Annotated in this window: 25 protein-coding genes and 1 pseudogene; 13 read left to right on the top strand and 13 right to left on the bottom strand. The window is 50.3% G+C overall.

Annotation, left to right across the window (positions count from 1 at the left end; genetic code table 11):
* The first annotated feature begins 20 nt into the window (after positions 1-20).
* The 3 genes from ACTHTA_RS01720 (at position 21) to ACTHTA_RS01730 (ending at position 3798) form a co-directional block, all read left to right on the top strand.
* Complete coding sequence (locus tag ACTHTA_RS01720) at positions 21-1223, top strand: YihY family inner membrane protein (RefSeq protein ID WP_070504036.1); 1203 nt, start codon at positions 21-23, stop codon at positions 1221-1223.
* 99 nt (positions 1224-1322) lie between these two features.
* A complete protein-coding gene (locus tag ACTHTA_RS01725; RefSeq protein ID WP_036493920.1) occupies positions 1323-3104 on the top strand; it encodes an extracellular solute-binding protein in 1782 nt (593 codons plus the stop codon).
* A gap of 415 nt (positions 3105-3519) precedes the next feature.
* Complete coding sequence (locus ACTHTA_RS01730; RefSeq protein ID WP_308887010.1) at positions 3520-3798, top strand: ArsR/SmtB family transcription factor; 279 nt, start codon at positions 3520-3522, stop codon at positions 3796-3798.
* Positions 3799-3808: 10 nt separating this feature from the next.
* On the opposite strand, the gene ACTHTA_RS01735 is transcribed toward ACTHTA_RS01730, so the two are convergent.
* The gene (locus ACTHTA_RS01735; protein ID WP_308887008.1) at positions 3809-3967 is read right to left on the bottom strand and encodes a YeeE/YedE protein; all 159 of its coding nucleotides are present in this window, start codon (positions 3965-3967) and stop codon (positions 3809-3811) included.
* On the opposite strand from ACTHTA_RS01735, the gene xth reads away from it, so the two are divergent.
* On the top strand, positions 3966-4736 hold the full coding sequence (gene xth, locus ACTHTA_RS01740) for an exodeoxyribonuclease III (protein ID WP_308887007.1): 771 nt from the start codon (positions 3966-3968) through the stop codon (positions 4734-4736). The genes ACTHTA_RS01735 and xth overlap by 2 nt on opposite strands.
* Positions 4737-4970: 234 nt before the next feature.
* Here the strand turns inward: xth and ACTHTA_RS01745 are convergent.
* The 3 genes and pseudogenes from ACTHTA_RS01745 to polA all read right to left on the bottom strand — a co-directional run.
* Positions 4971-5042: pseudogene (locus tag ACTHTA_RS01745) on the bottom strand (REP-associated tyrosine transposase); the annotation flags it as partial.
* Between the two features lie 72 nt (positions 5043-5114).
* On the bottom strand, positions 5115-7547 hold the full coding sequence (locus ACTHTA_RS01750) for a tetratricopeptide repeat protein (RefSeq protein WP_308887006.1): 2433 nt from the start codon (positions 7545-7547) through the stop codon (positions 5115-5117).
* Positions 7548-7592: 45 nt separating this feature from the next.
* The gene (gene polA, locus ACTHTA_RS01755) at positions 7593-10382 is read right to left on the bottom strand and encodes a DNA polymerase I (RefSeq protein WP_308887004.1); all 2790 of its coding nucleotides are present in this window, start codon (positions 10380-10382) and stop codon (positions 7593-7595) included.
* A gap of 192 nt (positions 10383-10574) precedes the next feature.
* Between polA and ACTHTA_RS01760 the strand changes: the two genes are divergently transcribed.
* The 3 genes from ACTHTA_RS01760 to ACTHTA_RS01770 are packed head-to-tail and all read left to right on the top strand — an operon-like array spanning position 10575 to position 12254.
* Positions 10575-11075, top strand: coding sequence for a hypothetical protein (locus ACTHTA_RS01760; RefSeq protein WP_308887002.1), 501 nt, complete (start codon positions 10575-10577; stop codon positions 11073-11075).
* A 53-nt stretch (positions 11076-11128) separates the two neighbouring features.
* Positions 11129-11797, top strand: a complete 669-nt coding sequence (locus ACTHTA_RS01765; protein WP_308887001.1) for a PspA/IM30 family protein — start codon at positions 11129-11131, stop codon at positions 11795-11797.
* Position 11798: 1 nt separating this feature from the next.
* Complete coding sequence (locus ACTHTA_RS01770; RefSeq protein ID WP_440364031.1) at positions 11799-12254, top strand: hypothetical protein; 456 nt, start codon at positions 11799-11801, stop codon at positions 12252-12254.
* Between the two features lie 92 nt (positions 12255-12346).
* On the opposite strand, the gene ACTHTA_RS01775 is transcribed toward ACTHTA_RS01770, so the two are convergent.
* Positions 12347-12784 carry a PepSY domain-containing protein gene (locus tag ACTHTA_RS01775; protein ID WP_308887000.1) on the bottom strand — a complete coding sequence of 146 codons (438 nt, stop codon included), beginning with the start codon at positions 12782-12784 and terminating at the stop codon, positions 12347-12349.
* Positions 12785-12833: 49 nt separating this feature from the next.
* Entirely contained in the window at positions 12834-13178 is a 345-nt protein-coding gene (locus tag ACTHTA_RS01780) for a hypothetical protein (RefSeq protein ID WP_009312448.1), read from the bottom strand.
* A gap of 128 nt (positions 13179-13306) precedes the next feature.
* Here ACTHTA_RS01780 and ACTHTA_RS01785 point away from each other — a divergent pair, with 128 nt between their 5' ends.
* The 6 genes from ACTHTA_RS01785 (at position 13307) to ACTHTA_RS01810 (ending at position 18238) form a co-directional block, all read left to right on the top strand.
* Complete coding sequence (locus ACTHTA_RS01785; RefSeq protein WP_308886999.1) at positions 13307-13534, top strand: hypothetical protein; 228 nt, start codon at positions 13307-13309, stop codon at positions 13532-13534.
* A gap of 67 nt (positions 13535-13601) precedes the next feature.
* Positions 13602-14084 carry an OsmC family protein gene (locus ACTHTA_RS01790; RefSeq protein ID WP_308886997.1) on the top strand — a complete coding sequence of 161 codons (483 nt, stop codon included), beginning with the start codon at positions 13602-13604 and terminating at the stop codon, positions 14082-14084.
* Positions 14085-14242: 158 nt separating this feature from the next.
* The gene (locus tag ACTHTA_RS01795) at positions 14243-14908 is read left to right on the top strand and encodes a YqiJ family protein (protein WP_308886996.1); all 666 of its coding nucleotides are present in this window, start codon (positions 14243-14245) and stop codon (positions 14906-14908) included.
* 81 nt (positions 14909-14989) lie between these two features.
* Positions 14990-15559: a hypothetical protein gene (locus tag ACTHTA_RS01800; RefSeq protein ID WP_308886995.1), complete on the top strand. Its 570-nt coding sequence runs from the start codon at positions 14990-14992 to the stop codon at positions 15557-15559.
* An 84-nt stretch (positions 15560-15643) separates the two neighbouring features.
* Positions 15644-16336 (top strand): transglycosylase, encoded by a 693-nt coding sequence (locus ACTHTA_RS01805; protein WP_308886993.1) that lies wholly within the window; start codon positions 15644-15646, stop codon positions 16334-16336.
* A 189-nt stretch (positions 16337-16525) separates the two neighbouring features.
* Positions 16526-18238: a flotillin family protein gene (locus tag ACTHTA_RS01810; RefSeq protein WP_440364032.1), complete on the top strand. Its 1713-nt coding sequence runs from the start codon at positions 16526-16528 to the stop codon at positions 18236-18238.
* A 367-nt stretch (positions 18239-18605) separates the two neighbouring features.
* Here the strand turns inward: ACTHTA_RS01810 and ACTHTA_RS01815 are convergent, their stop codons facing one another.
* From ACTHTA_RS01815 to atpE, 7 genes are all read right to left on the bottom strand, one after another.
* Entirely contained in the window at positions 18606-19031 is a 426-nt protein-coding gene (locus tag ACTHTA_RS01815; RefSeq protein ID WP_003683708.1) for a F0F1 ATP synthase subunit epsilon, read from the bottom strand.
* 10 nt (positions 19032-19041) lie between these two features.
* Positions 19042-20439 carry a F0F1 ATP synthase subunit beta gene (gene atpD, locus ACTHTA_RS01820; RefSeq protein ID WP_003683789.1) on the bottom strand — a complete coding sequence of 466 codons (1398 nt, stop codon included), beginning with the start codon at positions 20437-20439 and terminating at the stop codon, positions 19042-19044.
* 38 nt (positions 20440-20477) lie between these two features.
* Positions 20478-21353 (bottom strand): F0F1 ATP synthase subunit gamma, encoded by an 876-nt coding sequence (gene atpG, locus ACTHTA_RS01825; protein ID WP_003683919.1) that lies wholly within the window; start codon positions 21351-21353, stop codon positions 20478-20480.
* Between the two features lie 24 nt (positions 21354-21377).
* Entirely contained in the window at positions 21378-22925 is a 1548-nt protein-coding gene (atpA, locus tag ACTHTA_RS01830; protein WP_308886990.1) for a F0F1 ATP synthase subunit alpha, read from the bottom strand.
* A gap of 10 nt (positions 22926-22935) precedes the next feature.
* Entirely contained in the window at positions 22936-23469 is a 534-nt protein-coding gene (locus tag ACTHTA_RS01835; RefSeq protein WP_004519004.1) for a F0F1 ATP synthase subunit delta, read from the bottom strand.
* Between the two features lie 4 nt (positions 23470-23473).
* Complete coding sequence (locus ACTHTA_RS01840) at positions 23474-23944, bottom strand: F0F1 ATP synthase subunit B (RefSeq protein ID WP_004464459.1); 471 nt, start codon at positions 23942-23944, stop codon at positions 23474-23476.
* 73 nt (positions 23945-24017) lie between these two features.
* Positions 24018-24254, bottom strand: a complete 237-nt coding sequence (gene atpE / locus ACTHTA_RS01845; protein WP_003676106.1) for a F0F1 ATP synthase subunit C — start codon at positions 24252-24254, stop codon at positions 24018-24020.
* Positions 24255-24286: the final 32 nt, after the last annotated feature.

The following is a 24286-nucleotide window of genomic DNA, read 5'->3' on the forward strand; positions in this document are numbered from 1 at the left end:
TTCAAAAGTGGGAAAAGGTTATGCCGTTTTCGCAATGGTGGCAAGATTTTTTGAAAAGTAAGGGCGTGGCGTTTGCTTGGTTTGTCGTGCGCCGTTTTGATGACGAGCGTGTGCCGCAGGTGGCGGCAAGCATGACGTTTACGACGCTTTTGGCTTTGGTGCCCGTGTTGACGGTGATGGTCGTCATCGCTTCGGCCTTCCCCGTTTTCGACCAATGGTCGGGGGAATTTGTCTCTTTTATCAACCGCACCATTGTGCCGCAGGGTGCGGATATGGTGTTTGACTACATCAATGCGTTCCGCGATAAGGCCACCAAGCTGACGGCCATCGGCAGTGTGATGTTGGTCGTAACCTCGCTGATGCTGATTCGGACAATAGACAATGCGTTCAACCGGATTTGGCGCGTCAATTCGCAACGGCCCTGGATGATGCAGTTTTTGGTGTATTGGGCGTTGCTGACGTTTGGGCCTTTGTCTTTGGGCGTAGGCTTGTCGGTCGTGATCGGCCAGGTGCAATTGGTGGGCGGCTCGGAATGGCTGAGAGTTATCACTGCGGTTTCATTTATTACGGTGCTGCTGTGGGGCTTGTACCGCTTTGTGCCCAACCGTTTCGTACCGGCCAGCCATGCTTTGGTCGGCGCGGCCGTAACGGCGTTTTGCTTGGAAACGGCACGCTTTTTGTTCGCTTGGTACATGGGCAACTTTGACGGCTACAAATCGATTTACGGCGCATTTGCCGCAGTACCGTTTTTCCTGTTGTGGCTCAACCTGTTATGGACGCTGGTATTGGGCGGCGCGGTTTTGACCTCGTCCCTGTCCTACTGGCGCGGCGAAGCGTTCCGCCGCAGTCTGGATGCGCGCGGCCGCTTTGACGATGTATTGAAAATCCTGCTGCTGCTCGATTCTGCCCAACAAAACGGCAAGGCATTGCCGGTGCAGGAGTTCAGACGGCATATCAATATGGGCTTTGACGAATTGGGCGAACTTTTAGAAAAACTGGCGCGACACGGCTATGTCTATTCCGGCCGTCAGGGCTGGGTCTTGAAAATGGGGGCGGAATCCATCGACTTGGCGGAGCTGTTCAAACTCTTTGTCTACCGCCCGCAAACGCTCAACAAAGACAAGGTCAATCAAACGGTTGACCACATCATGCAGCCCTGCTTGGAAACCTTGAACATGACGCTTGCCGAGTTCGGCGCCCATACGAAAAAGCAATCCTCTTAAACCTGATGCCGTCTGAAAGCAAAAATATCAAGTTTCAGACGGCCTTTGCTATAATCGGCACACTACTGAATACAATATTCAACCTACAAGGAAAAATAGATGAAAACACCAGCCCTACTCTCTCTGCTCGGTTTGATTCCATCTGCCGCCTTTGCCGCCCACGGCGTAGGCCTCGGCCAACCGCCCAAATATCCGGCCAACTTCACCGCTTTCGAATACGTCAACCCCAACGCCCCTAAAGGCGGCACATTTACCACGCCTTTCCTCGGCGCTTTTGACACGCTTAACCCCTTTACCCTCAAAGGTAACCACGAATACGGCATCAGCATGCTGACGCTCGACACCCTGACCGAGCAAAGCATGGACGAACCTTACGCCGTTTACGGCCTGATTGCCGAAGACATCGCCCTGGCGCCGGACGGCCTTTCCGTTACCTTCAAAATCAACCCAAAAGCCAAATTCCACAACGGTGACCCCGTTTTGGCCAAAGACGTTGCTGCTTCATTTAACATCCTGACCAAAGACAAAGCCGCCGCCCCCATGTACCACTTCTACTGGAGCGACGTGGCCAAAGTAGAAACGCCCAACGACCGCACCGTCGTGTTCCGCTTCAAGCAGCGCAACTCAGAATTGCACATGATTCTCGGCAGCCTGCCCGTCTTCTCGCATAAAAGCTATCCAAAAGGCCTGGCCGCCGCGCCCAACAGCCTGCCCATCGGCTCCGGCCCCTACCGTTTTGCCAAAGCCGAAAACGGCCGCATCAGCGAGTTTGTCCGCGACAAAAACTACTGGGCGCAAAACCTGCCCGTACGCAAAGGCCGCTACAACTACGACCACATCCGCATCAAATACGTCAAAGACGAAGTTGTCCGCATTGAAGGGTTAAAAGGCGGCCAATATGACTTCGTACAAGAAAACGTCGCCCGCAACTGGGCGCGCGCCTACTCCGACGAAGTCCTCAAAAAACGCAACCTGTCCAAACACGAATGGCTGCAAAACAGCACCGCCGGCATGCAAGGCTTCGTCATCAATATGCGCCACAAGCCCTTGGACAATATTTACGTCCGCCGTGCCTTGATTGAAAGCTTCGACTACGAAAGCGTCAACAGCCGCATCTTCTACGGCGCATACCGCCGCACCGACAGCTTCTTCACCAACAGCACCATGGCCGCAACCGGCAAGCCCGACCGTGCAGAAACCGCATTGCTCAAATCATTGGGCACCAAGCTGCCCGAGGGCGTATTGGATCAAGACGTCCCTATGCCGCCGGTTACCGACCCCAAACTGGGCGTGCGCCCAAACCTGCTCAAAGCACGTGCCCTGCTTGAAAAAGGCGGCTATCAATACAAAAACGGCAAAGCAGTGGACAAACAAGGCAAACCGCTGACCTTTGAATTCCTCGCCCCAAGCAAAAACTACGAACGCATTACCGCCAAATGGCAGCGCGACCTCGCCAAAATCGGCATCACCATGAACGTGCGCACCGCCGATTCCGCCGTGTACCAAAAACGCATGAACGACTTCGATTTTGACGTGACCACAGGCTACTACGGCAACAGCGAAAGCCCCGGCAACGAGCAATACGACTACTTCAGCTGTGCCGCCGCCAAAACCGAAGGCAGCCGCAACCTATCCGGCGTCTGTCATCCCGCGGTTGAAAAACTGCTGACCCATTTCAACAGCTTTACCAACCGCCAAGAGCTGCAAACCACCTCGCGCGCGCTCGACCGACTGATCCGCCACCAATACACCATCGTTCCAAACTGGTTCGCCGACCGCTACCGCGTCGTGTACCGTAACGATGTCGGCATTCCGTCCAAGCTGCCGAAATACTATGACCCCATTACCTTCGCCATGACCGCAGGCTGGAAGAAAAAATAGTCGCATTTCGACAACACGTCCAAGTGTCTGACAAGCCCTTGGCGTGTAGTCCTCAGCATAGAATCATAAAACCTAGTTGTTTGTTTAAAAACAATCAATCGACTGATTCCAAACAAACATAAAAGAAAAAACAACTTAAAGCCAAATCAAAGGCCGTCTGAAACATCCGTCAGCAAAATCATCTGCAACGGAACATTTCAGACGGCCTTTTCGTCTTTTTTCAATCCAGTTTCGCAACCGAAGCAAGATATCGAAAATAAACAAAAAAATTGCAAAACAATGCCCTCAAATTTTACAAAACCGTGTACACTGCAGGGTAAGATTTTGAATTATAAGGTTAATCTTAATAAAAACTACAATCATCCAAATTTAACCCAAATCAAGTATTCATATAATAGACAAAAGGAACAATAATATGGAAATCAAGCGTCTCTCTACCATTCTCAAACTGATTGCCAACCCCGAACGCATGGCCATCCTTTTTCTGCTGCTTGACGGCGACCGCAGTATTACCGAACTGGCACGAGCGCTCGACTCCTCCCCGACCGGCATCGCCAACCACCTCGCACGCCTGCGCACCGAAGGCATCATCGATTTCACACGCTACCACCGCATCATCGAATACCGCCTCATCTCCGAAGAAGCCACCACCATCCTCAATACCCTGCGCACGCTCAAAGACCAAGCCGAATAAACAAATTATTTCACATCACAACATCAAGGCCGTCTGAAACATCAGCTTTCAGACGGCCTGCCACTTTCAGCCCATATCGAAAAATAAACCAATCCGCTATACAATACCGCCCATTCCCACAGGCGCAATCCGCCGCCTTCCCACCCAACAGCACACACGGAAACATCATGAAAATCGCCACTTGGAACGTCAATTCCCTCAACGTCCGCCTGCCCCAAGTACAAAACTGGCTGGCCGACCACCAAGCCGACATACTCGCCTTACAAGAACTCAAACTCGACCAAGACAAATTCCCGGCCGCCGCCCTGCAAATAATGGGCTGGCACTGCGTCTGGAGCGGCCAAAAAACCTACAACGGCGTCGCCATCATCAGCCGCCACGAACCGCAAGACGTACATTGCGGCCTGCCCGCCCTCCCCGACGACCCGCAACGCCGCGTCATCGCCGCCACCATCAACGGCGTGCGCGTCATCAACGTCTATTGCGTCAACGGCGAAGCCCTGGACAGCCCAAAATTCCAATACAAAGAACAATGGTTTGCCGCATTGACCGAGTTCGTCCGTGCCGAAATGGCCGCACACCCAAAACTCGTCCTGCTCGGCGATTTCAACATTGCTCCGGCCGATGCCGACTGCTACGACCCCGAAAAATGGCACGAAAAAATCCATTGCTCCTCCATCGAAAGACAATGGTTTAAAAACCTGCTTGACCTCGGCCTGACCGACAGCCTGCGCAAAATCCACCCCGAAGGCGCGTTCTACACATGGTTCGACTACCGCGGCGCCATGTTCCAACGCAAACTCGGCCTGCGCATCGACCACATCCTCAGCAGCTCCGAACTCGCCGCCACCCTTACAGACGTCACCGTCGACCTAGAAACCCGCGCTCAAGAACGCCCCAGCGACCATGCGCCGGTAATTGCAGAGTTTGACTGTTAGATTTTGAGTGAATAAACAATCAGGCCGTCTGAAAACTGGATTTCAGACGGCCTTTATTCCAAAAGTTTTCAGACCACGTTTGTGTCTGAAAGTTTGAAACAATGGTTTGAACACCAAAACACGCGTGCGTGCGTACCGCACACACCCTACACCTTGATTTTAAAGTTTGTGCCATCCGCAGGTGGGGTGTGTGGCACAGCCACGCACGCGGTTGGTGGAGATGCAGGCTACGGCTTGCTGCCGTTTATTGGTTACAACCGTAAAAAAGTAAGTGCCGCCATTGCGGTAAAAATGACGGTATTTCATAGTGTTATGCCCGGAATGATTTTGTAGCAACTGTATTTTTCACCCCGTCGGGTAAAAATACAGTTGCTACTACTAATCCTTCTTAATCGGCGGATTGGCATTAATCGGCAGCGACGAGCGGGATACTTTAACGTTTGGATAATATTTCCGCATTAAGTGCTGAAACACTTCCGCCTTGCGCTCTTTTCCGCTCTTTTCGTAATTCGTCCCCAAAATCACTTCATCCACAATATCACATATATCGGTATAAGGCAGATAGACGGATTTTGTGGTTTCGCAATATTTGATTTTGTCCGAACCGATTTGTTCGATTTTCAGCAGTCGGAACTCTTCTTCGTCACGAAAAGCAAAATCTTTAAACAGATAGCGGACATATTCCAAAGCTTTTTTGTCTTCATCGCTGATATTATTGGATTTTTCCATTAACTCTATCAACGCTTCTTCAAGCTTGTTGATGCGAAATTGATGCCAACTTGGATTTTTCCCTACAGGCTTTAATCGGATACCAAAACTTTGATTATTCTTATTCAACAACCATTTCCCACATTTCTCTTCAGCAATATATTCATCGTGATAAGCGATATAAGCTACCTGATAAAGCGGCAAGTTTTCATCTTCCGAACCCGCTACATCTGCCTCTATTGACTCTTTGAAACCTTTATTCTGTTTATTTGTAAAACTTCTGAACGAAGCAGAAATATCAGGCTCTTTCAACCAATCCCCGCTTTTATTAAATACCAAGCAGCAACCCGACGCTTCCACCCCATTTTCTTTGCCATACAAACGGAACTGGTTCAAATCATTTACACGACTGGAAAAACAGGTAAAGAAAGCATTATGTACAGGGCATTCAGCCTTGTTTTCCAATTCCAAATCCTGCAAATTCAGTAGCTCCAACAGCCCTTCTCCTTCAGTCGGATCGTTCATATAAGTGGAACTACCGATTCTCATCGGACTAACCTTATTACTATCAACAGGAACTTTATCATCGGCTTTATCACTGACAATGCCGAATAATCTTTCGCATACTGAAGGCGAAGTATAATGGGCAAGAGGAATTGACCCTAATTCCATAGGTGAGATATTTAAAACTGCCAGAATGGTAGTAATGTCGTCTATTACTGTTTTTTCTTTTTGAGTTCCTTCTTGAGTTCCAAATAAATCTCCCTGTATTTTCTGTTTTTTCCAGTCAAAATATCTTTCCCAGTTTTTTTGAATTATGGCTTGTTCGAAATAACAACGGCCTAGAAAAAGTTGGGCATGTTGTTGAAGTTGAAGGCGGTTTTGTTCGTCTGCCAACTGTTCGACAAGTCTCAAATACCCAACTGCCTGCTCAAACAACTTAGCCGCCTCCTTGCCTTCGGCTTTTATCGCCTGCTCTAAATAGCAGCGGCCTAACCAAAATTGAGCATAGATTTGTTCTTGAATGCTGTTTTGTTCGTCTGCCAGCCGTTTGGCAAGCCTCAATTGCTGTTGGAGGTGTTCAACTACCTGCTCAAACAACTTAGCCGTTTCCTTGTCTTCGGCTTTTATCGCCTGCTCGAAATAGCAGCTACCTAACCAAGATTGAGCATAGATTTGTTCTTGAATGCTGTTTTGTTCGTCTGCCAGCTGTTCGGCAAGCCTAAAATGCTGTTCGAAATGCACAGCTGCCTGCTCAAACAACTTAGCCGCTTCCTTGCCTTCGGCTTTCATCGCCTGCTCGAAATAGCAGCGGCCTAGCCAAGATTGGGCATTGTTTTGTCCTTGAATGCTGTTTTGTTCGTCTGTCAGCTGTTTGGCAAGCCTCAATTGCTGTTCAAAATACCCAACTGCCTGCTCAAACAACTTAGCCGCTTCCTTGCCTTCGGCTTTTATCGCCTGCTCTAAATAGCAGCGGCCTAACCAAAATTGAGCATTGCTTTGTTCTTGAATGCTGTTTTGTTCGTCTGCCAGCTGTTCGGCAAGCCTCAAATACCCAACTGCCTGCTCAAACAACTTAGCCGCCTCCTTGCCTTCGGCTTTTATCGCCTGCTCTAAATAGCAGCGGCCTAGCCAAGATTGAGCATTGCTTTGTTCTTGAATGCTGTTTTGTTCGTTTGTCAGCTGTTTGGCAAGCCTCAATTGCTGTTGGAGGTGTTCAACTGCCTGCTCAAACAACTTAGCCGTTTCCTTGTCTTCGGCTTTTATCGCCTGTTCTAAATAGCAGCTACCTAACCAAGATTGAGCATTGCTTTGTTCTTGAATGCTGTTTTGTTCGTTTGTCAGCTGTTTGGCAAGCCTCAATTGCTGTTCGAAATGCACAGCTGCCAGCTCAAACAACTTAGCCGCTTCCTTGCCTTCGGCTTTCATCGCCTGCTCGAAATAGCAGCGGCCTAGCCCAGCTTGAATCTCATTTTGCTCTTCAATTTGGCTATTTTTATCTTCAATTTGGCCTAAAGCCTGCTTTAGCTTCGCAATCACTTCGTCAAATTTTTTGTTTTTGAATAACTCTACGCTTTCGTTAATTAAATTTTGAACATTCATTGTATTATACCTTTCTCAAAATAATCGGTTAAACGCCATAACATCTCAATGCGCCTCTTCCCAATTCATCCCCACACCAACCTCAGCTACCAGCGGCACTTTCAACATTCCTTCATCCACTTTCGCCATAATCTGCGGCAGTTTTTCTTTCACTAGATCCAGTTCGGCTTCGGGTACTTCCAACACCAGTTCGTCATGCACCTGCATGATCAGTTTGCTTTGCAGGAGGTCGTATGAAAGCCAGCGGGACACGTCTATCATGGCGCGTTTGATGAGATCGGAGGCGGTGCCTTGCATGGGGGCGTTGATGGCGGCGCGTTCGGCTCCGGCGCGGGCGTTGGCGTTTTTGTTGCGGATGTCGGGCAGGTAGAGACGGCGGCCGAACAGGGTTTCGACGTAGCCTTGGGCGGCGGCTTGTTCTTTGGTGCGCTGCATGTATTCGGCGACGCCGGGGTAACGGGCGAAGTAGCGGTCGATGAAGGTTTTGGCGGACAAGTTGTCTATGCCCAGCGATTTGGCGAGGCCGTATTGGCCCATGCCGTAAATCAGGCCGAAGTTGATGGTTTTGGCGTAGCGGCGTTGTTCGGACGAGACGTTTTCGGGGGCGATGCCGAACACTTCGGCGGCGGTGCGGCGGTGTACGTCTTCGCCGTTTTGGAACGCGGTAATCAGGGTTTTGTCGCCGGAGAGGTGCGCCATGATGCGCAGCTCGATTTGGGAATAGTCGGCGGAAACGATGACGCTGCCTTGCGGTGCGGTGAAGGCGCGGCGCACGCGGCGGCCTTCGGCGGTGCGGATGGGGATGTTTTGCAGGTTGGGGTTGTTGCTGGCGAGGCGGCCGGTAATGGCGACGGCTTGGGCGTAGGTGGTGTGCACGCGGTCGTCTTTGGGGGAAATCATTTCGGGCAGTTTGTCGGTGTAGGTGGATTTGAGTTTCGCCAGGCTGCGGTTTTGCAGGATGATTTTGGGCAGGGGGTAGTCGGGCGCGAGCTGTTCGAGCACGGCTTCGTTGGTGGAAATGCCGCCTTTGGCGGTTTTTTTCAGGCCTTTGGTGGGAATGCCCATTTTGTCGAACAGGATTTCTTGCAGCTGTTTGGGCGAATTGAGGTTGAACGGCTGTCCTGCGGCGGCGTAGGCTTCTTGTTCGAGCTTCATCAGCTCGGCGCCGAGTTCCGCGCTTTGGCGGGCGAGTTCGGCACGGTCGATTTGTACGCCGTTGCGTTCCATTTCAAACAATACCTGCGCGACGGGCAGCTCCATTTTTTCATACATTTCAAGCTGTTTAGCATCCATTTGCGCGCGCAGGTGCGCTTCGAGGCGCAGGGCGAAATCGGCGTCTTGGGCGGCGTATTCGGTCGCCTGCTCGATGGCGACGTCGGCAAAACCGATTTGCTTCACGCCTTTGCCGCACAACGATTCGTAGGTAATGGTTTCCAAGCCCAGCCAGCGTTCGGACAATTCGTCCAAGCCGTGTCCGAGATGGCTCTCGATGATGTAGGAAGCGAGCATGGCGTCGCCGGCAATGCCGTTCAGGGCGATGCCGTAGTTGGCGAAAACGTGTTGGTCGTATTTGAGGTTTTGCCCGATTTTTTTCAGGGCGGGGTTTTCCAAATGTGTTTTCAGACTACCTAATACGTCTTGCAAATCAAGTTGTTCGGGCGCAGCGGTCAGGCTGTGTCCTACGGGGATATAAACCGCTTCGCCTGCTTGGAACGCGATGCTGATGCCGACCAGCGCGGCGTTCATCGCGTCTAGGGACGTGGTTTCCGTATCAATACCGATTTTGTCCACTTGCGACAGTTTGTCCAACAAGGCGGCAAACTGCGCTTCGGTGGTAACGGCCTGATAATCCAGTTTTTCGGGCGCAACGGCTTTTTCAGGTAGCCTTTCAGACGACGTTTCCATGTCCAACGCCGCCTGTTCGCCTATCGTATCGCTGCCGAACAAATCGCCGTCCGCCGCTTCGTGCATACGGCTTTCCGCTTCTTTCAGCCAAGTGCGGAAGCCCCAGCGTTTGAAATCGACCGCAAGTTGCGACCATTTCGGCGAAGTGCGGCGCAGGCTTTCGAGGCCGTCTGAAAGCTCAGTGTGCAAGTCCACATCGGTTTTAATCGTCACCAAATCATACGAAAGCGGCAATTGGGGCAGCGCGGCTTGTAGGTTTTCGCCGACCTTGCCCTTGATTTCCGCAGCGTGTTCCATCACGCCTGCCAGCGAGCCGTAGGCTTCCAGCCACTTCACCGCCGTTTTCGGACCGCACTTCTCCACACCCGGCACGTTGTCCACCTTGTCGCCCATCAGCGCGAGATAATCGCGGATTTGGTCGGGGCGCACGCCGAATTTTTCCTTCACACCTTCAATGTCCAGCGTTTCGCCGCTCATCGTGTTCACCAGCGTCACGCGCTCGTTCACCAACTGCGCCATATCCTTATCGCCGGTGGATACCACCACATTCCAACCCGCTTCGCCGGCCATCGCTGCCAGCGTGCCGATAACGTCGTCCGCTTCCACTTGCGGAATCACCAACACCGGCCAGCCCATCAACCGCACCAAATCCGGCAAGGCTTCCGCCTGCGGGCGCAAATCATCCGGCATCGGCGGGCGCGTCGCCTTGTAGTCGGGGAACATCTCATGGCGGAAATTCTTGCCCTTCGCATCAAACACCACCGCGCAATAATCATGCACATAATCCGCCCGCAACCGGCGCAGCATGTTCAACACGCCATAAAGCGCACCCGTCGGCGCACCGTCAGGCGCGGACAACTGCGCCATCGCGTGATAAGCGCGGTAGAGATAAGAAGAGCCGTCAACGAGGAGGAGAGTGGGTTTGGACATGGTGAACCTGCTTGAAATAAGTGAAAAATAGATGGATGGATTATAAAGGAAAAGCTCGGTTCTCCCCATGTATCCGCAAACGTGTTTTAGCGAGTTTTAGGGTTTACAAAAATAAACCATTTCAAATATTGCGCCTTGTCATTTCATCTTGTATATTTGTATACAAATGAATACAAACCAAATTAAACGAATATGAATACAACAAACCGTATCCCAGTCAGCGTAAGAATCACTCAGGAAGATGCTGATTTTATTGCCGAATTAAAAATAGAAGGCGCGAATACGCCGTCTGAAAAAATCCGCGAGCTGCTCAAGCAGGCGCGTTTGGCGCATACACAGACGCGCGATTACGGTTCCGCGCTGACGGCGCAGGAGCAGTTTTTCCAAGCGGCGAAACATGACGTGCTGCACGCGGAAAAGCAGGCGGGGGTGCATTCGCATATCGTCGCGCGCTTGTTTGAGCAGTTGCCCGACTTGGGCGCGACGCTTGCCGCCGATCTGCCCGAAGAAGCCGACCTCGAAAGTTTGAAAAAATACGAACGCGAACTGATGTGGCGCATCGTCCGCCTCACCGACAGTATCCTGCAGCTCGCCGTAACCGGCAAAGGCGCGGCATACGACGATACCGTGCTGCAACAGCTTGAAAACACTTTGAAACTAGCGAAGATCGTACAACAGGCAAATGAAGTTTAAGACTGCCGCCATACCAAATGAAACAAACACATTTTAGTGAAAGGAAAATCCAAATGAGCGAAACCCTATCCCGCCGAGTAGGCCGTCTGGTAAGCGGCGGTTTTCATGCCCTGATTGATGCGGCGGAAAACCTCGCGCCTGAAGCGGTAATGAACGAAAGCATCCGCGAAATCGAGAACGCAGTAGATGAAGTGCGTGCCGAATTGGGCAAAGTGTTGGCGCAGAAACACCTTGCCGCCAAGAAAATGGCGGACGAGAGCAACCGCCACGAAGCCATCGATGCCAACCTGCAAGCTGCCGTAGCCGCTGGGCGCGACGATCTTGCCGAGGCGGGTATCGCCGAACAAATGGACATCGAAGCGCGGCTGCCTGTTTTGGAAAACACCATCGCCGACTGCGCCGCACAGGAAAAAGAACTTGAAGGTTTTATCGCCGCCTTGCAGGCGAAAAAACGCGAGATGCAGCAGCAGTTGCAAGACTGGCGTGCCGCACAGCAAAGCATGGGGACAGGCAAAACAGCCAGTGGCAACGGCAGCGACCTCAACCGCATCGCCCGTGATGCCGAAAAAAGCGGCAACACCTTTGACCGCGTGATGGGTCGTCAAAACGCGGTACATAGCAGCACCGATGCGGCGCAGTTGGCAAAATTGAAGGAATTGGAAGACTTGAGCCGCAACAACCGTATTGCCGAACGATTGGCAGCCTTAAAGGCGGGGAAATAAGATGAATTTTGTTAATAAGATTTATGAGCTTGCTGAGCAGATTGATTACCACCATAAGATGTTGAATCACCGTGCTGCATGGTTGCTGTTATCAACTATTGCAGTTTGGTCTCTTAGTGATAATCACCCCATTCCCGCAATAGTTGCTTCTATTTTAATTATGGGATTCTATGCAGTTATTATTACAAATGACTTGAAGGCAAAATATGGCGACAAATTGATTGCGGATGGATGGAAAATCCATATCAAAAAAGCCATAGAAATGCTGGAAGCAGAGATTTTGGAAGGTTGCGAAGAGTCTGAGCAGCAAAAACTCTTAGATTTACTAGAGGAGAAATGCCATAGCCGGATAAAGTTTAAAAATTTCCTTAAACATCGTCCGTTTCTAATTGCGTATGTTTTTTGGGCTTGGATGTTTTATGAAAATCTGATTGCATTTCTTCGTTATATAAAATAATCCATGTTTTCAGACGACCCTCTCTATCGGAAAGGTCGTCTGAAAAGAAAAACGCCGCGCGGAGCTTGTCCTTGCGGCGTTGGCGGAACGAATTAGTAGTCGATACGTTCGCTGATGATGCGCAAATCCGGCCATGAGAAAACGATGTCGTATTCGCGTCCGTTTTTGAAGGCTTCGGCTTTCAATACGGGGCGGCCGCGGCGGTCATCGGCTTCGATTTCGTGAACTTGGTAGCCGCGTCGTTCGAGAATCCGCATCACTTGTGCGCGTTTTTGCTCGAAAGACGGATCGCTGTAAATTTGGTGTTCGATGTAGTCGTCATCGTAATACTTGCCGTCGCGGTAACGGTAGTCGTCATAACGGTCGTAATCGCGCTCATAACGGTCATCGTAGTGGTCGTCGTAACGGTCATAACGCTGTTCGTAGCGGTCGGTACGATAGTCGTCGTCATAATAATCGTAAGGATAAGGAGCGGCGCAAGCGGTCAGTGCGATACTGCCTAAGAGTAATACCGGTAAGAGTTTTTTCATGTCGTATCCTTTCGGGACGTGGGGTAAGTAAAGAATATTCGGAAGCGGATTATAAATCGACGCGTTCTACGAGAATGTTCAAATCGGGATAAGACATCACGATTTTGTATTCCAAGCTGCCTTTGTAGGCCTCAAATTCCAAAACGGGTCTTGCCCAATAGAGATCGGTGTCGGAATCGTGGACCTCGTAGCCCCTGCTGTGCAGGATGGACAAAGCGCGGTCGTGGTGTTGCGCGAACGCCGGGTCGGTTTCCATGCGGTATTGGGCGTAGTCTTCGTAAAGGTCGAAACCTTCTGCTGCAAGAAAAATGGCGCAAACAGCGGCGACAGGAAGCAGCAGTTTTTTCAAAAGCGGTTTGGACGGCTTTGTATATTGCGACTGAGAATGTTTCATTTCGTTCCCTTTGCGTCTGTTGTCGGTATAGACATTTAAACACGCAGGACTTAGGGAAAAGTTAGGAGCGGTTTCAGACGACCTTTCTTTACGGTACGCACAGGTCGCCTGAAAAATAGGGGAATTTAATGATTTTTGCCATCTTGATCGGCTTGCTAACCGCCGTATTGCTTTACTTTGTGATGTTTAAGGATTGGGACGAATTTGTCGAATGCATCGAATTCTGTTGCACACCCGACATTATCAGCGCGCTGCGGGGGCGGTATTGGGATGACGTATGGGCGGAAACCAAAATCCTGCTGTGGCTGAGCATCAGCGTGATAGCCGGCGTATCTGCCTATTTCTGGCTCGAATAGAACCGACGTTTTAAGGCTGATACGGTCTTATTACCGCGAACAGTAAATGATTGAAAGGAATGTCAAAATGAGCAAAAAACACACCTACCGCACCACTGCAACATGGACGGGCAATCTCGGCGAAGGCACATCATCCTACACCGCTTATTTGCGCAACTTTACCGTTTCCGCCGAGGGCAAGCCCGACCTGCACGGTTCCGCCGACCCGGCCTTCCGCGGCGATGCGGGCCGCTGGAACCCCGAAGAAATGCTGTTGGCTGCCGTTTCTGCCTGCCACAAACTATGGTACCTGCACCTGTGTGCCGACGCGGGCATCTGCGTTACCGCCTACACCGATTATGCCGAAGCGGTGATGGACGAAGGCGGGAATGGGAGTGCGGGGCGTTTCGTCTCCGCCGTATTGAAGCCGCGCGTTACCATCGCCGCAGGAAGCGACCGCGCCAAGGCTTTGGAACTGCACCACGAAGCGCACCGCCTGTGTTTCATCGCCAACTCGGTCAACTTTCCGATTGAATGCCGCGCCGAAATTGAGAGCGGAGAGGTCGTCTGAAAACCGAATGTCTGTTTGGGATGCACGGATAGGTCAAATTCAAATAAGACATACCTAATGCCGTCATTCCCGCGCAGGCGGGAATCCAGACCTCGATTCTAGAAGTATTATTTGTCTATTTAAGGTCGTCTGAAAGTTGATAGAACAAGGAACGGAATATGTGGAATTTAATCAACGCCCCCGAAACGGAAATCTTCGGCATCGCCATCGCGCTGATGGTTTTGCTCGGCGTGTTGGAAGTCATCTCCATGCTGGCGGGCGGCATCAGCGACTGGCTGGACAACCTGCTGCCCGATAGCCTGACCGAAACCGCGCATACCGAAGTCGGGCTGGACGCGGCGGACGCAGGCGTGTTCGTCAGGTTTTTAAGCTGGCTGTATGTCGGTCGCGTGCCGGTGTTGATGCTGATGGTTGTGTTCCTTGCCGTGTACGGACTGACGGGCTACCTGTTTCAGACGACCTTTGCCGCCGTGTTCGGCAGCTATCTGAACGGATGGCTGGCGGCAATCGCAGTGTGGTTCCTTTCGCTGCCGCTGGTGCGCCTGACGGCGGGCGGACTGTACAAAATCATGCCCAAAGACGAAACCACCGCCGTTTCGCAGGAAAGCCTAATCGGACGCATCGGCACGGTGGTACTGGGCGAAGCACGGGCGGGCAGCGCGGCGCAGGTACGGGTGAAGGATGTGTATGGTCAACAGCATTATGTGATGGCAGAACCGGATTCCGACGAAGTATTGAAACAGGGCGACGCGGTGTTGCTGGTGTCGTTGGAGGGAAATACGTTTAAAGCGATTTTGAATCCGAGCGGAAGCTTGGTGGATTGAGGTCGTCTGAACAGATAAACGCCGGTTTGCAATGAATCACCATTTATCAATTAATTAGAAAAAAAAAAAACGGGGATAGATATGGGTCATTTGGCGCAGCCTGAGCGCGATATGCAATCCCGCATCGAAGCGTTGAAAAACAAGCTGCCGCGAGGTGTCATCGTTGTCGGCGACGGGCTGCTGTTTCAGCATTCGTTATTCAGAGGTTTGTTGTTTCAACCCTTGGTTGCTTTCTTGTTCGGCCTCATCGGCGTAGGCGGTCTCTGGTTGAAGATGGTGAAATGGATGGATCCATCATTTTCAAGCAACATGATTTGGCTGCTGGCTATTGTACTCACGCTATTGTGGTTGTGGCGTGCGGAACGTTGGTGGTGCGGGCTGACAACCCGAAAATCGATTTATATTGATCGCGAAAAATTGATTATTTACGGTGCATTCGGACGCATCCGTTATCAAGGCGGACATGACGGGGCTTACAGGAAGTTTGACCGTATACATATGAGTGACATCATCGGAGTCAGTCTGATTACCGAACGTAAAGGAACAACAGGCATCTGTGGGCTACTGGGCTTAGGAAGACACAATATTTGTACAACAGCTTCCCAAAACGCATTTATTGAATTAACAGGTTGGCAGTGGAATTCAAGGTAAGATACCCAGCTATCAGACTGCGAAAAAAGAAACACCCAAGAATATTGATAAAACACAAAACAATAATCAGGAAAACAAATTTGTATGGATAACTCTCTTAACAACGAGCCAAGTTTGGAAAAATCCAACTCGGCAGCATTATGGCTGAAACGGACAGCGGCCTTAATATTGTGGCTTGCCGCGTTTCTGTCGGGTGTAACGGCTTTGTATGGTCTGACCAGAGCGGGCAGTGAACCTGCAAATCTGATACTCGTCGCCTTATTGTCGGCAGGGGCGTGGTACGGTATCTATTTCGGCGGACGACTGACAGGCTGGTTCAGGTCGTCTGAAAACCCGCAAATCCGCTACCCCGCCATTCATTGGGCAATATGGACGCTTGAAACATTTTTCGCCTTATTTTTTGCAAGCATCATTTTCGATAAACAAAACATAGGATTGGTGGTTTTTTGCCTGATTTTTAGCGGCTTGGCGGGTGTGTCTGCATATTTGCGCGGTAAACGGCTGATTGCCGATTACCGGCTACGGAAAAATACCGAAGTCCGCGCAACGGTAGGGCGGCTGATATGGAGCTTTATTTTTGCACTGTTATGGTCGGCAACCATCTTGCTCTGCCTGTATGCGCTTCTGCGCCAAATGGTATTGCCTGAAGGAATTGAGCCTGCTACTTTCTGCTTTATCTTCATCCTAACCGTACTGTCGGGATGTGCTGCATATTACTGCTGGAATGGGTTGGCAAAATTGTTCCAAAAATATGCACAACAACAGAAAACGTGGTAGGTCAGATTCAAGAATCCGACGAATCGTTCCGCTTCAGCCGTATTGCACATAACCCAAATTGTCGGATTCAAGAATCCGAGTACCTTTAAAACCCCAGATTTTTAACCTTTTCAGACGACCCCAAACCCTAAAAAAACCGTCTGAACCCACGCCCCTCAAGGGTATATCGACAACAAGAAAGGAAAACCCATGAACTTAGTTTCCATCGGCATCATCGCCGGCGTCATACTCGTCGCGCTGTTCGTACTCGGCCTCATCCTCACCCACCTGTACCGCCGTGCCAGCAAAGAAGTCTCATTTGTCCGCACCGGTTTTGGTGGCGAAAAAGTCATCATGAACGGCGGCGCGATGGTGCTGCCCGTGTTGCACGAAATCATCCCCGTCAACATGAATACATTGCGCCTTGAAGTGCGCCGCGCTGCCCAACAAGCGCTGATTACCCGCGATCGTATGCGCGTTGATGTGATGGCGGAATTTTACGTCCGCGTTAAACCCAGCGCCGAGAGCATTGCCACTGCTGCGCAAACGCTGGGTATGAAAACCATGTCTCCCGATGAGCTGAAAGACCTCGTCGAAGGTAAATTCGTCGATGCCCTGCGCGCCGTTGCCGCCGAAATGGCGATGGAAGAGTTGCACGAAAAACGTGTTGATTTCGTTCAAAAAGTGCAACAAGTCGTAAGCGAAGATTTGTTTAAAAACGGTCTCGAACTCGAAACCGTTTCCCTGACCGGCCTCGACCAAACCAGCTTTGAGTTCTTCAACCCGCAAAACGCCTTTGACGCGGAAGGTTTGACCAAACTGACCGAAACCATCGAAGGCCGCCGCAAAAAACGTAACGAAATCGAACAAGACACCGACTTGGCAATCAAAACCAAAAACCTCGAAGCCGAGCAGCAACGCCTGAAAATCTCGCGCGAAGAAGAATACGCCAAACTCGAACAAGAACGCGAAATCGCCGTGCGCCGCGCCGAACAGGAAGCCAGCATCGCCGAGCAGGAAGCGCAGAAAAAACGCGAAGCGGAAGAAGCCAAAATCGCTGCCGAACGCGAAGTGGATTTGAAACGCATCGCCGCCGAACGCGACATTAAAAACGAAGACATCCGCAAAGCCCAAGCCGTCGAGCAGGCAGAGGTCGAACGCCGCAAAGCCATCGAGCTTGCCGAACAAGACCGCGCCATCGCCGTTGCCGAGAAATCGCGTGCCGAATCCGAAGCCAAAGCCGAGGCCGACAAAGCCCGTGCCGCCGCCGTGCGTGAAGAAGAGAGCGTGATTACCGTGCGCGAAACCGAACGCGCCGAGCGTGCCAAAGCGGTGGAACTGATTGCCGCTGAAGAGGCTGCGCAAAAAGATGCGATTTCGCTCACTGTTGCCGCTGAAGCCGAAAAACAAGCCGCACAAGACCGCGCTGAAGCCGTGCGTATTGCCGCCGAAGCCGAAGCCGAAAAACACCGCCTGCAAGCCAAAGGTGAGGCCGATGCCAAAATTCTGTTGGCACAAGCGCAAGAGCAACAATACAAAGTTGATGCAGAAGGTACCCGCGCCGTGAACGAAGCTGCCAACGTCCTGAGTGTTGAACAAGTTGAAATGCAAGTCCGCCTTGCCCTCTTGAAACACCTGCCCGACATCATCCGCGAATCCGTCCGCCCGATGGAAAAAATCGAAGACATCAAGATTTTGCAAGTCAATGGTCTGGGTGGCTTTGCCGGTGGTGCAAACGGTGCGGAAGGTGTTTCAGACGGCCAAACCACACAAGCCAGCCTCGCCGACCAAATGGTCAACAGTGCCCTGCGCTACCGCAGCCAAGCCCCGTTGGTTGACGGTCTCTTGAAAGAGTTGGGACTGAATGGTGGCGACATCAACGGTCTGACCCAAGGACTGGATAAAACCATCGACCAATCATAAACGAATGCCGTATTAATGGTTTAAAGGCCGTCTGAAACTTTTCAGACGGCCTTTTTTGTATGCGAGTTCAGAAAAACGCTAATATTTTCAATACTGATAAATTTAATTCTATTGCGGTAGTAATAAATTAGGAATCATCCAATCTGTTTTTGAGGATAAAAAGATTGGGCAGGCTATTTTAAATGACTCACAAGGCTAGCTACTTCGACAATGATCCACCAACAATTTAGTCATAGAAGTCGGTTCTACCATTTCAATTTCAAACTTGCCGTCTACTCGTCTATCGACATTTCAATATCAAGCCACTTATCTTCAGACAAATAAAAAAGCACAACATTTCGTTGTGCTTTTTCTTGATGAACCCACATTACTTGTTTTTTTGCGAACGAAGGTAATCCAAAGTTTTCAGCTGGGCAATGGCTGCTGCCAATGCTTTGTGCGCTTCGGCCAAAGATTTTTCGTCTCTGGCTTCAGAAACACCAGTTTCGGCTGCTTTTTTAGCTGCTTCAGCACGCGCCTGATCCATTTCGGTACTGCGGACGGCAACGTCTGCCAATACGGTAATCTTATCAGGCTGTACTTCTAAAACGCCACCGGAAACGGCAACCAGCACTTCTTCAGCTTCACCCGGAACAGTCAAACGCAATGCGCCGGGGCGTACCAAACTCATAATCGGCTCGTGTCGTGGATAAATACCAAGCTCACCTTGAACGGTCGGAACCACTACAAAGCTGGCCTCGCCCGAATAGATGTTTTGCTCGCTACTAACCACTTCAACTTGCATGGTGCTCATGCCGGCCTCCTTAGTTTAAGGTTTTCGCTTTCTCAGCCGCTTCTTCGATGCCACCTACCATGTAGAACGCTTGTTCAGGCAGATGGTCGTATTCGCCGTTCAAGATGGCTTTAAAGCCGGCGATGGTGTCACGCAATGAAACGTATTTGCCTGGAGAACCGGTAAATACTTCGGCAACGTGGAACGGTTGAGACAGGAAGCGTTGGATTTTACGGGCACGCATCACAGTCAGTTTGTCTTCGTCAGACAATTCGTCCATACCCAGAATGGCGATAATGTCGCGCAATTCTTTGTATTTTTGCAGAGTAGACTGTACACCGCGCGCTACGTCGTAGTGCTCTTGACCCAATACCATCGGATCCAATTGGCGTGAAGTAGAGTCAAGCGGGTCAACTGCCGGGTAAATACCCAAAGATGCAATATCACGGCTCAATACGACGGTGGCGTCCAAGTGGGCGAAAGTTGTCGCTGGAGACGGGTCAGTCAAGTCATCCGCAGGTACATATACGGCTTGGATGGAAGTAATCGAACCGGTTTGGGTAGAGGTAATACGCTCTTGCAAACGACCCATTTCTTCAGCCAATGTCGGTTGGTAACCCACTGCAGAAGGCATACGGCCCAACAGTGCAGATACTTCAGTACCGGCCAGAGTGTAACGGTAGATGTTGTCAACGAAGAACAATACGTCTCGACCTTTACCGTTTTCGTCTTTTTCGTCACGGAAGTATTCGGCCATAGTCAAACCGGTCAAAGCAACGCGCAGACGGTTGCCTGGAGGTTCGTTCATTTGGCCATACACCATGGCTACTTTATCCAATACGTTGGAATCTTTCATCTCGTGGTAGAAGTCGTTACCTTCACGGGTACGTTCACCCACACCTGCGAACACGGACAGACCGCTGTGCGCTTTGGCGATGTTGTTGATCAATTCCATCATGTTCACAGTTTTGCCCACACCGGCACCACCGAACAGACCTACTTTACCGCCCTTAGCAAACGGACACAGCAAGTCGATCACTTTAATACCCGTTTCCAACAATTCGGTAGTTGAAGACAACTCGTCGAATTTCGGAGCAGTTTGGTGAATGGCACGGCTCTTGTCGGTATCGATCGGACCTGCTTCATCAACAGGCGTACCCAATACGTCGACAATACGACCCAATGTACCTTTACCTACCGGCACAGTGATTGGCGCACCAGTATTGCTTACAGACATGCCGCGTTTCAGGCCGTCTGAACTACCCATTGCAATAGTACGGACAACGCCGTCACCCAGAAGCTGTTGAACTTCCAGAGTCAGACCGTTCTCGTCCAATTTCAGGGCATCGTAAACATGCGGGATAGCGTCGCGTGGAAATTCCACGTCAACCACCGCACCAATAACTTGTACGATTTTGCCTTGGCTCATTATCGTATCCTAATTTCCTGTTCAGGCTTCAGACGGCATTAAACTGCCGCTGCACCTGCTACAATTTCTGACAATTCTGTGGTAATCGCGGCTTGACGCGATTTGTTGTACACCAAGCGTAATTCTTTAATGGCATTGCCTGCGTTGTCGGTTGCGGCTTTCATCGCTACCATACGCGCGGCTTGTTCAGATGCCATGTTGTCGCTCAATGCCTGATAAACCACAGACTCTAAATAGCGGCGAACCAAATATTCCAATACGGCGATAGGACTCGGCTCGTAGCGGTATTCCCAAGTAAATGAAGAATGACCTGCTTCGTCGTCAATAACGTTTTCACCGATAGGCAGCAAAACTTCCATACGCGGCTCTTGGCGCATTGTATTGACGAAACGTGAGTAAACCATATGGATGCGGTCTAATTCATGCTTCTCATAACGTTGGAAGATTTCGGTCAGAGGGCCGAGCAGCAATTCCATTTTTGGGGTATCGCCCAAATTGGTTGCGCTGGCAATAACATTCAAACCGATGCTTTGGCATGCAGCCAAACCTTTACTACCCAGGCACACGACTTCGACTTCGATGCCTTGTTCCTGATACTCTTGAACTTGCGCCAAAAACTTTTTCAGTACGTTTGCGTTCAAGCCACCGCACAAACCTTTATCCGAGGTAATCAAAATGAAACCGGCACGACGCACTTCGCGGTGCGGCGCCAACAATTTGATACCATGATCGGCATTAGTCTGTGCAAGATGGCTCATCACTGTACGCACTTTTTCGGCGTACGGACGCGCTAAGCGCATCCGGTCTTGAGTCTTCCGCATTTTAGAGGTCGACACCATTTGCATCGCTTTAGTGATCTTTTGGGTATTTTGAACACTACGGATTTTGGTGAGAATCTCTTTTCCGACTGCCATTTCAGACTCCTTTCATCTCAATACTTATGCTTGGTAAGCGTAAGAAGATTTGAAAGATTTCATGGCTTCGGTTAATGCTTTTTCGCTTTCGTCAGACATTGCGCCTGATGCATTAATCGCTTCCAGAACCTCAGGATGTTGCGTACGTACAAAACTCAAGAATTCTGCTTCGAAAGCCAAGGCTTTGGATACCGGAACATCTGCGTAAGAACCGTTGTTGATCGCCCACAAAGTCAATGCCATTTCGGCAGTGTTCAATGTGCTGAATTGTTTTTGTTTCATCAATTCAGTAACCACTTCACCATGTTGCAGCTGTTTGCGTGTTGCTTCGTCCAAATCGGAAGCAAATTGCGAGAACGCCGCCAATTCACGGTACTGTGCCAACGCCAAACGGATACCGCCACCCAGTTTTTTGATGACTTTGGTTTGTGCTGCACCACCTACGCGCGATACGGAAATACCGGCATTGATTGCAGGACGGATACCGGCGTTGAACAAGTCGGTTTCCAAGAAGATTTGGCCGTCTGTAATCGAAATTACGTTGGTTGGTACGAATGCTGATACGTCACCGGCTTGGGTTTCAATAATTGGCAACGCAGTCAGAGAACCGGTTTTGCCTTTTACTTCGCCATTGGTCAGTTTTTCAACTTCGTTTTCGCTAACGCGGGCCGCACGTTCCAACAGACGGGAGTGCAGATAGAATACGTCGCCAGGATATGCTTCACGGCCAGGAGGACGGCGCAACAGCAGGGAAATTTGACGGTATGCAACGGCTTGTTTAGATAAGTCATCGTATACGATCAACGCATCTTCACCACGGTCACGGAAGAATTCGCCCATGGTACAACCGGAGTAAGGAGCGATGTATTGCAGTGCAGCGGCTTCAGAAGCAGTTGCAGCAACTACGATAGTGTGTTCCATCGCACCATGCTCTTCCAATTTGCGTACTACGTTGGCAATAGAAGATGCTTTTTGACCGATAGCCACATAAATACAGATAACGCCTGTACCTTTTTGGTTAACGATGGCATCCAGTGCTACGGCAGTTTTACCGGTTTGACGGTCACCAATGATCAACTCACGTTGGCCACGACCAACCGGAACCATAGAGTCAATGGCTTTCAGGCCGGTTTGCATTGGTTGGTCAACCGATTTACGCGCAATCACACCTGGTGCAATTTTTTCGATTGGAGCAGTCAATGTTGTGTTGATTGGACCTTTACCATCGATAGGACGACCCAATGCATCAACCACGCGACCAACCAGTTCGCTACCAATCGGCACTTCCAAAATACGGCCGGTACAGGTAACTGTATCGCCTTCTTTAATGTGTTCGTACTCACCCAACACTACGGCACCGACGGAGTCACGCTCCAAGTTCATGGCCAGACCGAAAGTGTTACCGGGGAATTCGAGCATCTCACCTTGCATCGCGTCTGACAAGCCATGAATGCGCACAATGCCGTCTGTAACAGAAACAACGGTACCACGGGTACGCACTTCTGCATTGACGGACAGATTTTCGATTTTGGCTTTAATCAAATCGCTAATTTCAGCAGGATTAAGCTGCATGAAAACTCTCCTAATTTGTCATAGTCGCATACAAAGCATTCAGTTTGCCTTGTACGGACAAATCCAAGACCTGATCACCCACTTCTACTTTGATGCCGCCGATTAATTCAGGGGCAACTTTAGCTACCACATCCAATTTGCTGTTGAAGCGTTTTGTCAGGATATCGGTAACATCGGCCAGCTGCTGAGAACTGAGTTCATATGCGCTGTAAATTACTGCCGATTTCGTATTGTTGTGTATCAAGGTCAAATCTTGATATTGGGCATAAATTTCCGGCAATACCAGCAAACGTTTTTGCTCGGCCAAAACGGTAATGAAATTTGCCAATTCGACATTTTTGATACCGACAAGACCTTTGAGCGTTTCTGCTTTTTCGGAAGCTCCCGTTTCCGGTTGCTCGATGAAAGCAATAACTTTCTCATCTTGAACAACCGCTGCGAGTTCTTTCAGTTCGCCCAACCAAGACTCGATTTGGTTTTTTTCCTGAGCCAGACTAAACAATGCTTTCGCATAAGGTCTGGCAATCGTTGCGAACTCTGCCATAAGATTACAGCTCCTGTTTTAAGGTACTGAGCAAATCTGCATGTTTGGAAGCATCAACTTCTTTACGCAAGATAGATTCCGCACCTTTAACAGCCAGTGTAGCAACCTGTTCGCGCAACACTTCGCGCGCACGGTTAACTTCTTGCTCCACGTCAGCTTTTGCTTGGGCTGCAATGCGTGCTGCTTCATGAGAAGCTTGCTCTTTGGCTTCTTCTACAATTTTTGCAGCACGTTTTTCGGCGTTAGCAACCATTTCGGTTACCTGATTACGCCCTTCGGCCATAAGTTCTGCAACTTTTTTCTCTGCCTGCTCAAAATCGCTCTTACCGCGCTCGGCAGCAGCCAAGCCCTCGGCGATTTTTGCGGCACGCTCATCCAATGCTTTGGCAATCGGAGGCCATACGAATTTCATCGTAAACCAAACCAAGCCAAAGAAAACTAGGATTTGCGCAAATAAGGTTGCATTAATATTCACGTTACTTAACCTTCGTATCTGGGTTAATCAAACAGACCATAAGCCTGTATCTGAACGGATCACTCCGTCTTGATTACGCAGCACCAAACGGGTTAACGAAGGCGAACAACAGGGCAATAGCCACACCGATCAAGAAGGCCGCGTCGATCAGACCAGCAATCAAGAACAGTTTGGTTTGCAGAGGACCGATCAGCTCAGGTTGGCGAGCAGAAGATTCCAAGTATTTAGAACCAACCATTGCGATACCGATAGAGGCACCCAATGCACCCAAGGCAACGATCAAACCACATGCGATAGCAATCAAACCCATTTTTAAACTCCTTAAGATAGTAAAGGTTAAAC

Source organism: Neisseria sp. P0013.S005, from assembly GCF_051958425.1.
GTDB lineage: Bacteria > Pseudomonadota > Gammaproteobacteria > Burkholderiales > Neisseriaceae > Neisseria > Neisseria subflava.

What these genes read in the sequence shown, in the direction of transcription:
- ACTHTA_RS01720 (WP_070504036.1), top strand. Translation starts at nt 21, where the DNA reads ATGCCGTTTTCGCAATGGTGGCAAGATTTTTTGAAAAGTAAGGGCGTG.
- ACTHTA_RS01725 (WP_036493920.1), top strand. Translation starts at nt 1,323, where the DNA reads ATGAAAACACCAGCCCTACTCTCTCTGCTCGGTTTGATTCCATCTGCC.
- ACTHTA_RS01730 (WP_308887010.1), top strand. Translation starts at nt 3,520, where the DNA reads ATGGAAATCAAGCGTCTCTCTACCATTCTCAAACTGATTGCCAACCCC.
- xth (WP_308887007.1), top strand. Translation starts at nt 3,966, where the DNA reads ATGAAAATCGCCACTTGGAACGTCAATTCCCTCAACGTCCGCCTGCCC.
- ACTHTA_RS01735 (WP_308887008.1), bottom strand. Translation starts at nt 3,967, where the DNA reads ATGATGTTTCCGTGTGTGCTGTTGGGTGGGAAGGCGGCGGATTGCGCC.
- ACTHTA_RS01750 (WP_308887006.1), bottom strand. Translation starts at nt 7,547, where the DNA reads ATGAATGTTCAAAATTTAATTAACGAAAGCGTAGAGTTATTCAAAAAC.
- polA (WP_308887004.1), bottom strand. Translation starts at nt 10,382, where the DNA reads ATGTCCAAACCCACTCTCCTCCTCGTTGACGGCTCTTCTTATCTCTAC.
- ACTHTA_RS01760 (WP_308887002.1), top strand. Translation starts at nt 10,575, where the DNA reads ATGAATACAACAAACCGTATCCCAGTCAGCGTAAGAATCACTCAGGAA.
- ACTHTA_RS01765 (WP_308887001.1), top strand. Translation starts at nt 11,129, where the DNA reads ATGAGCGAAACCCTATCCCGCCGAGTAGGCCGTCTGGTAAGCGGCGGT.
- ACTHTA_RS01770 (WP_440364031.1), top strand. Translation starts at nt 11,799, where the DNA reads ATGAATTTTGTTAATAAGATTTATGAGCTTGCTGAGCAGATTGATTAC.
- ACTHTA_RS01775 (WP_308887000.1), bottom strand. Translation starts at nt 12,784, where the DNA reads ATGAAAAAACTCTTACCGGTATTACTCTTAGGCAGTATCGCACTGACC.
- ACTHTA_RS01780 (WP_009312448.1), bottom strand. Translation starts at nt 13,178, where the DNA reads ATGAAACATTCTCAGTCGCAATATACAAAGCCGTCCAAACCGCTTTTG.
- ACTHTA_RS01785 (WP_308886999.1), top strand. Translation starts at nt 13,307, where the DNA reads ATGATTTTTGCCATCTTGATCGGCTTGCTAACCGCCGTATTGCTTTAC.
- ACTHTA_RS01790 (WP_308886997.1), top strand. Translation starts at nt 13,602, where the DNA reads ATGAGCAAAAAACACACCTACCGCACCACTGCAACATGGACGGGCAAT.
- ACTHTA_RS01795 (WP_308886996.1), top strand. Translation starts at nt 14,243, where the DNA reads ATGTGGAATTTAATCAACGCCCCCGAAACGGAAATCTTCGGCATCGCC.
- ACTHTA_RS01800 (WP_308886995.1), top strand. Translation starts at nt 14,990, where the DNA reads ATGGGTCATTTGGCGCAGCCTGAGCGCGATATGCAATCCCGCATCGAA.
- ACTHTA_RS01805 (WP_308886993.1), top strand. Translation starts at nt 15,644, where the DNA reads ATGGATAACTCTCTTAACAACGAGCCAAGTTTGGAAAAATCCAACTCG.
- ACTHTA_RS01810 (WP_440364032.1), top strand. Translation starts at nt 16,526, where the DNA reads ATGAACTTAGTTTCCATCGGCATCATCGCCGGCGTCATACTCGTCGCG.
- ACTHTA_RS01815 (WP_003683708.1), bottom strand. Translation starts at nt 19,031, where the DNA reads ATGAGCACCATGCAAGTTGAAGTGGTTAGTAGCGAGCAAAACATCTAT.
- atpD (WP_003683789.1), bottom strand. Translation starts at nt 20,439, where the DNA reads ATGAGCCAAGGCAAAATCGTACAAGTTATTGGTGCGGTGGTTGACGTG.
- atpG (WP_003683919.1), bottom strand. Translation starts at nt 21,353, where the DNA reads ATGGCAGTCGGAAAAGAGATTCTCACCAAAATCCGTAGTGTTCAAAAT.
- atpA (WP_308886990.1), bottom strand. Translation starts at nt 22,925, where the DNA reads ATGCAGCTTAATCCTGCTGAAATTAGCGATTTGATTAAAGCCAAAATC.
- ACTHTA_RS01835 (WP_004519004.1), bottom strand. Translation starts at nt 23,469, where the DNA reads ATGGCAGAGTTCGCAACGATTGCCAGACCTTATGCGAAAGCATTGTTT.
- atpE (WP_003676106.1), bottom strand. Translation starts at nt 24,254, where the DNA reads ATGGGTTTGATTGCTATCGCATGTGGTTTGATCGTTGCCTTGGGTGCA.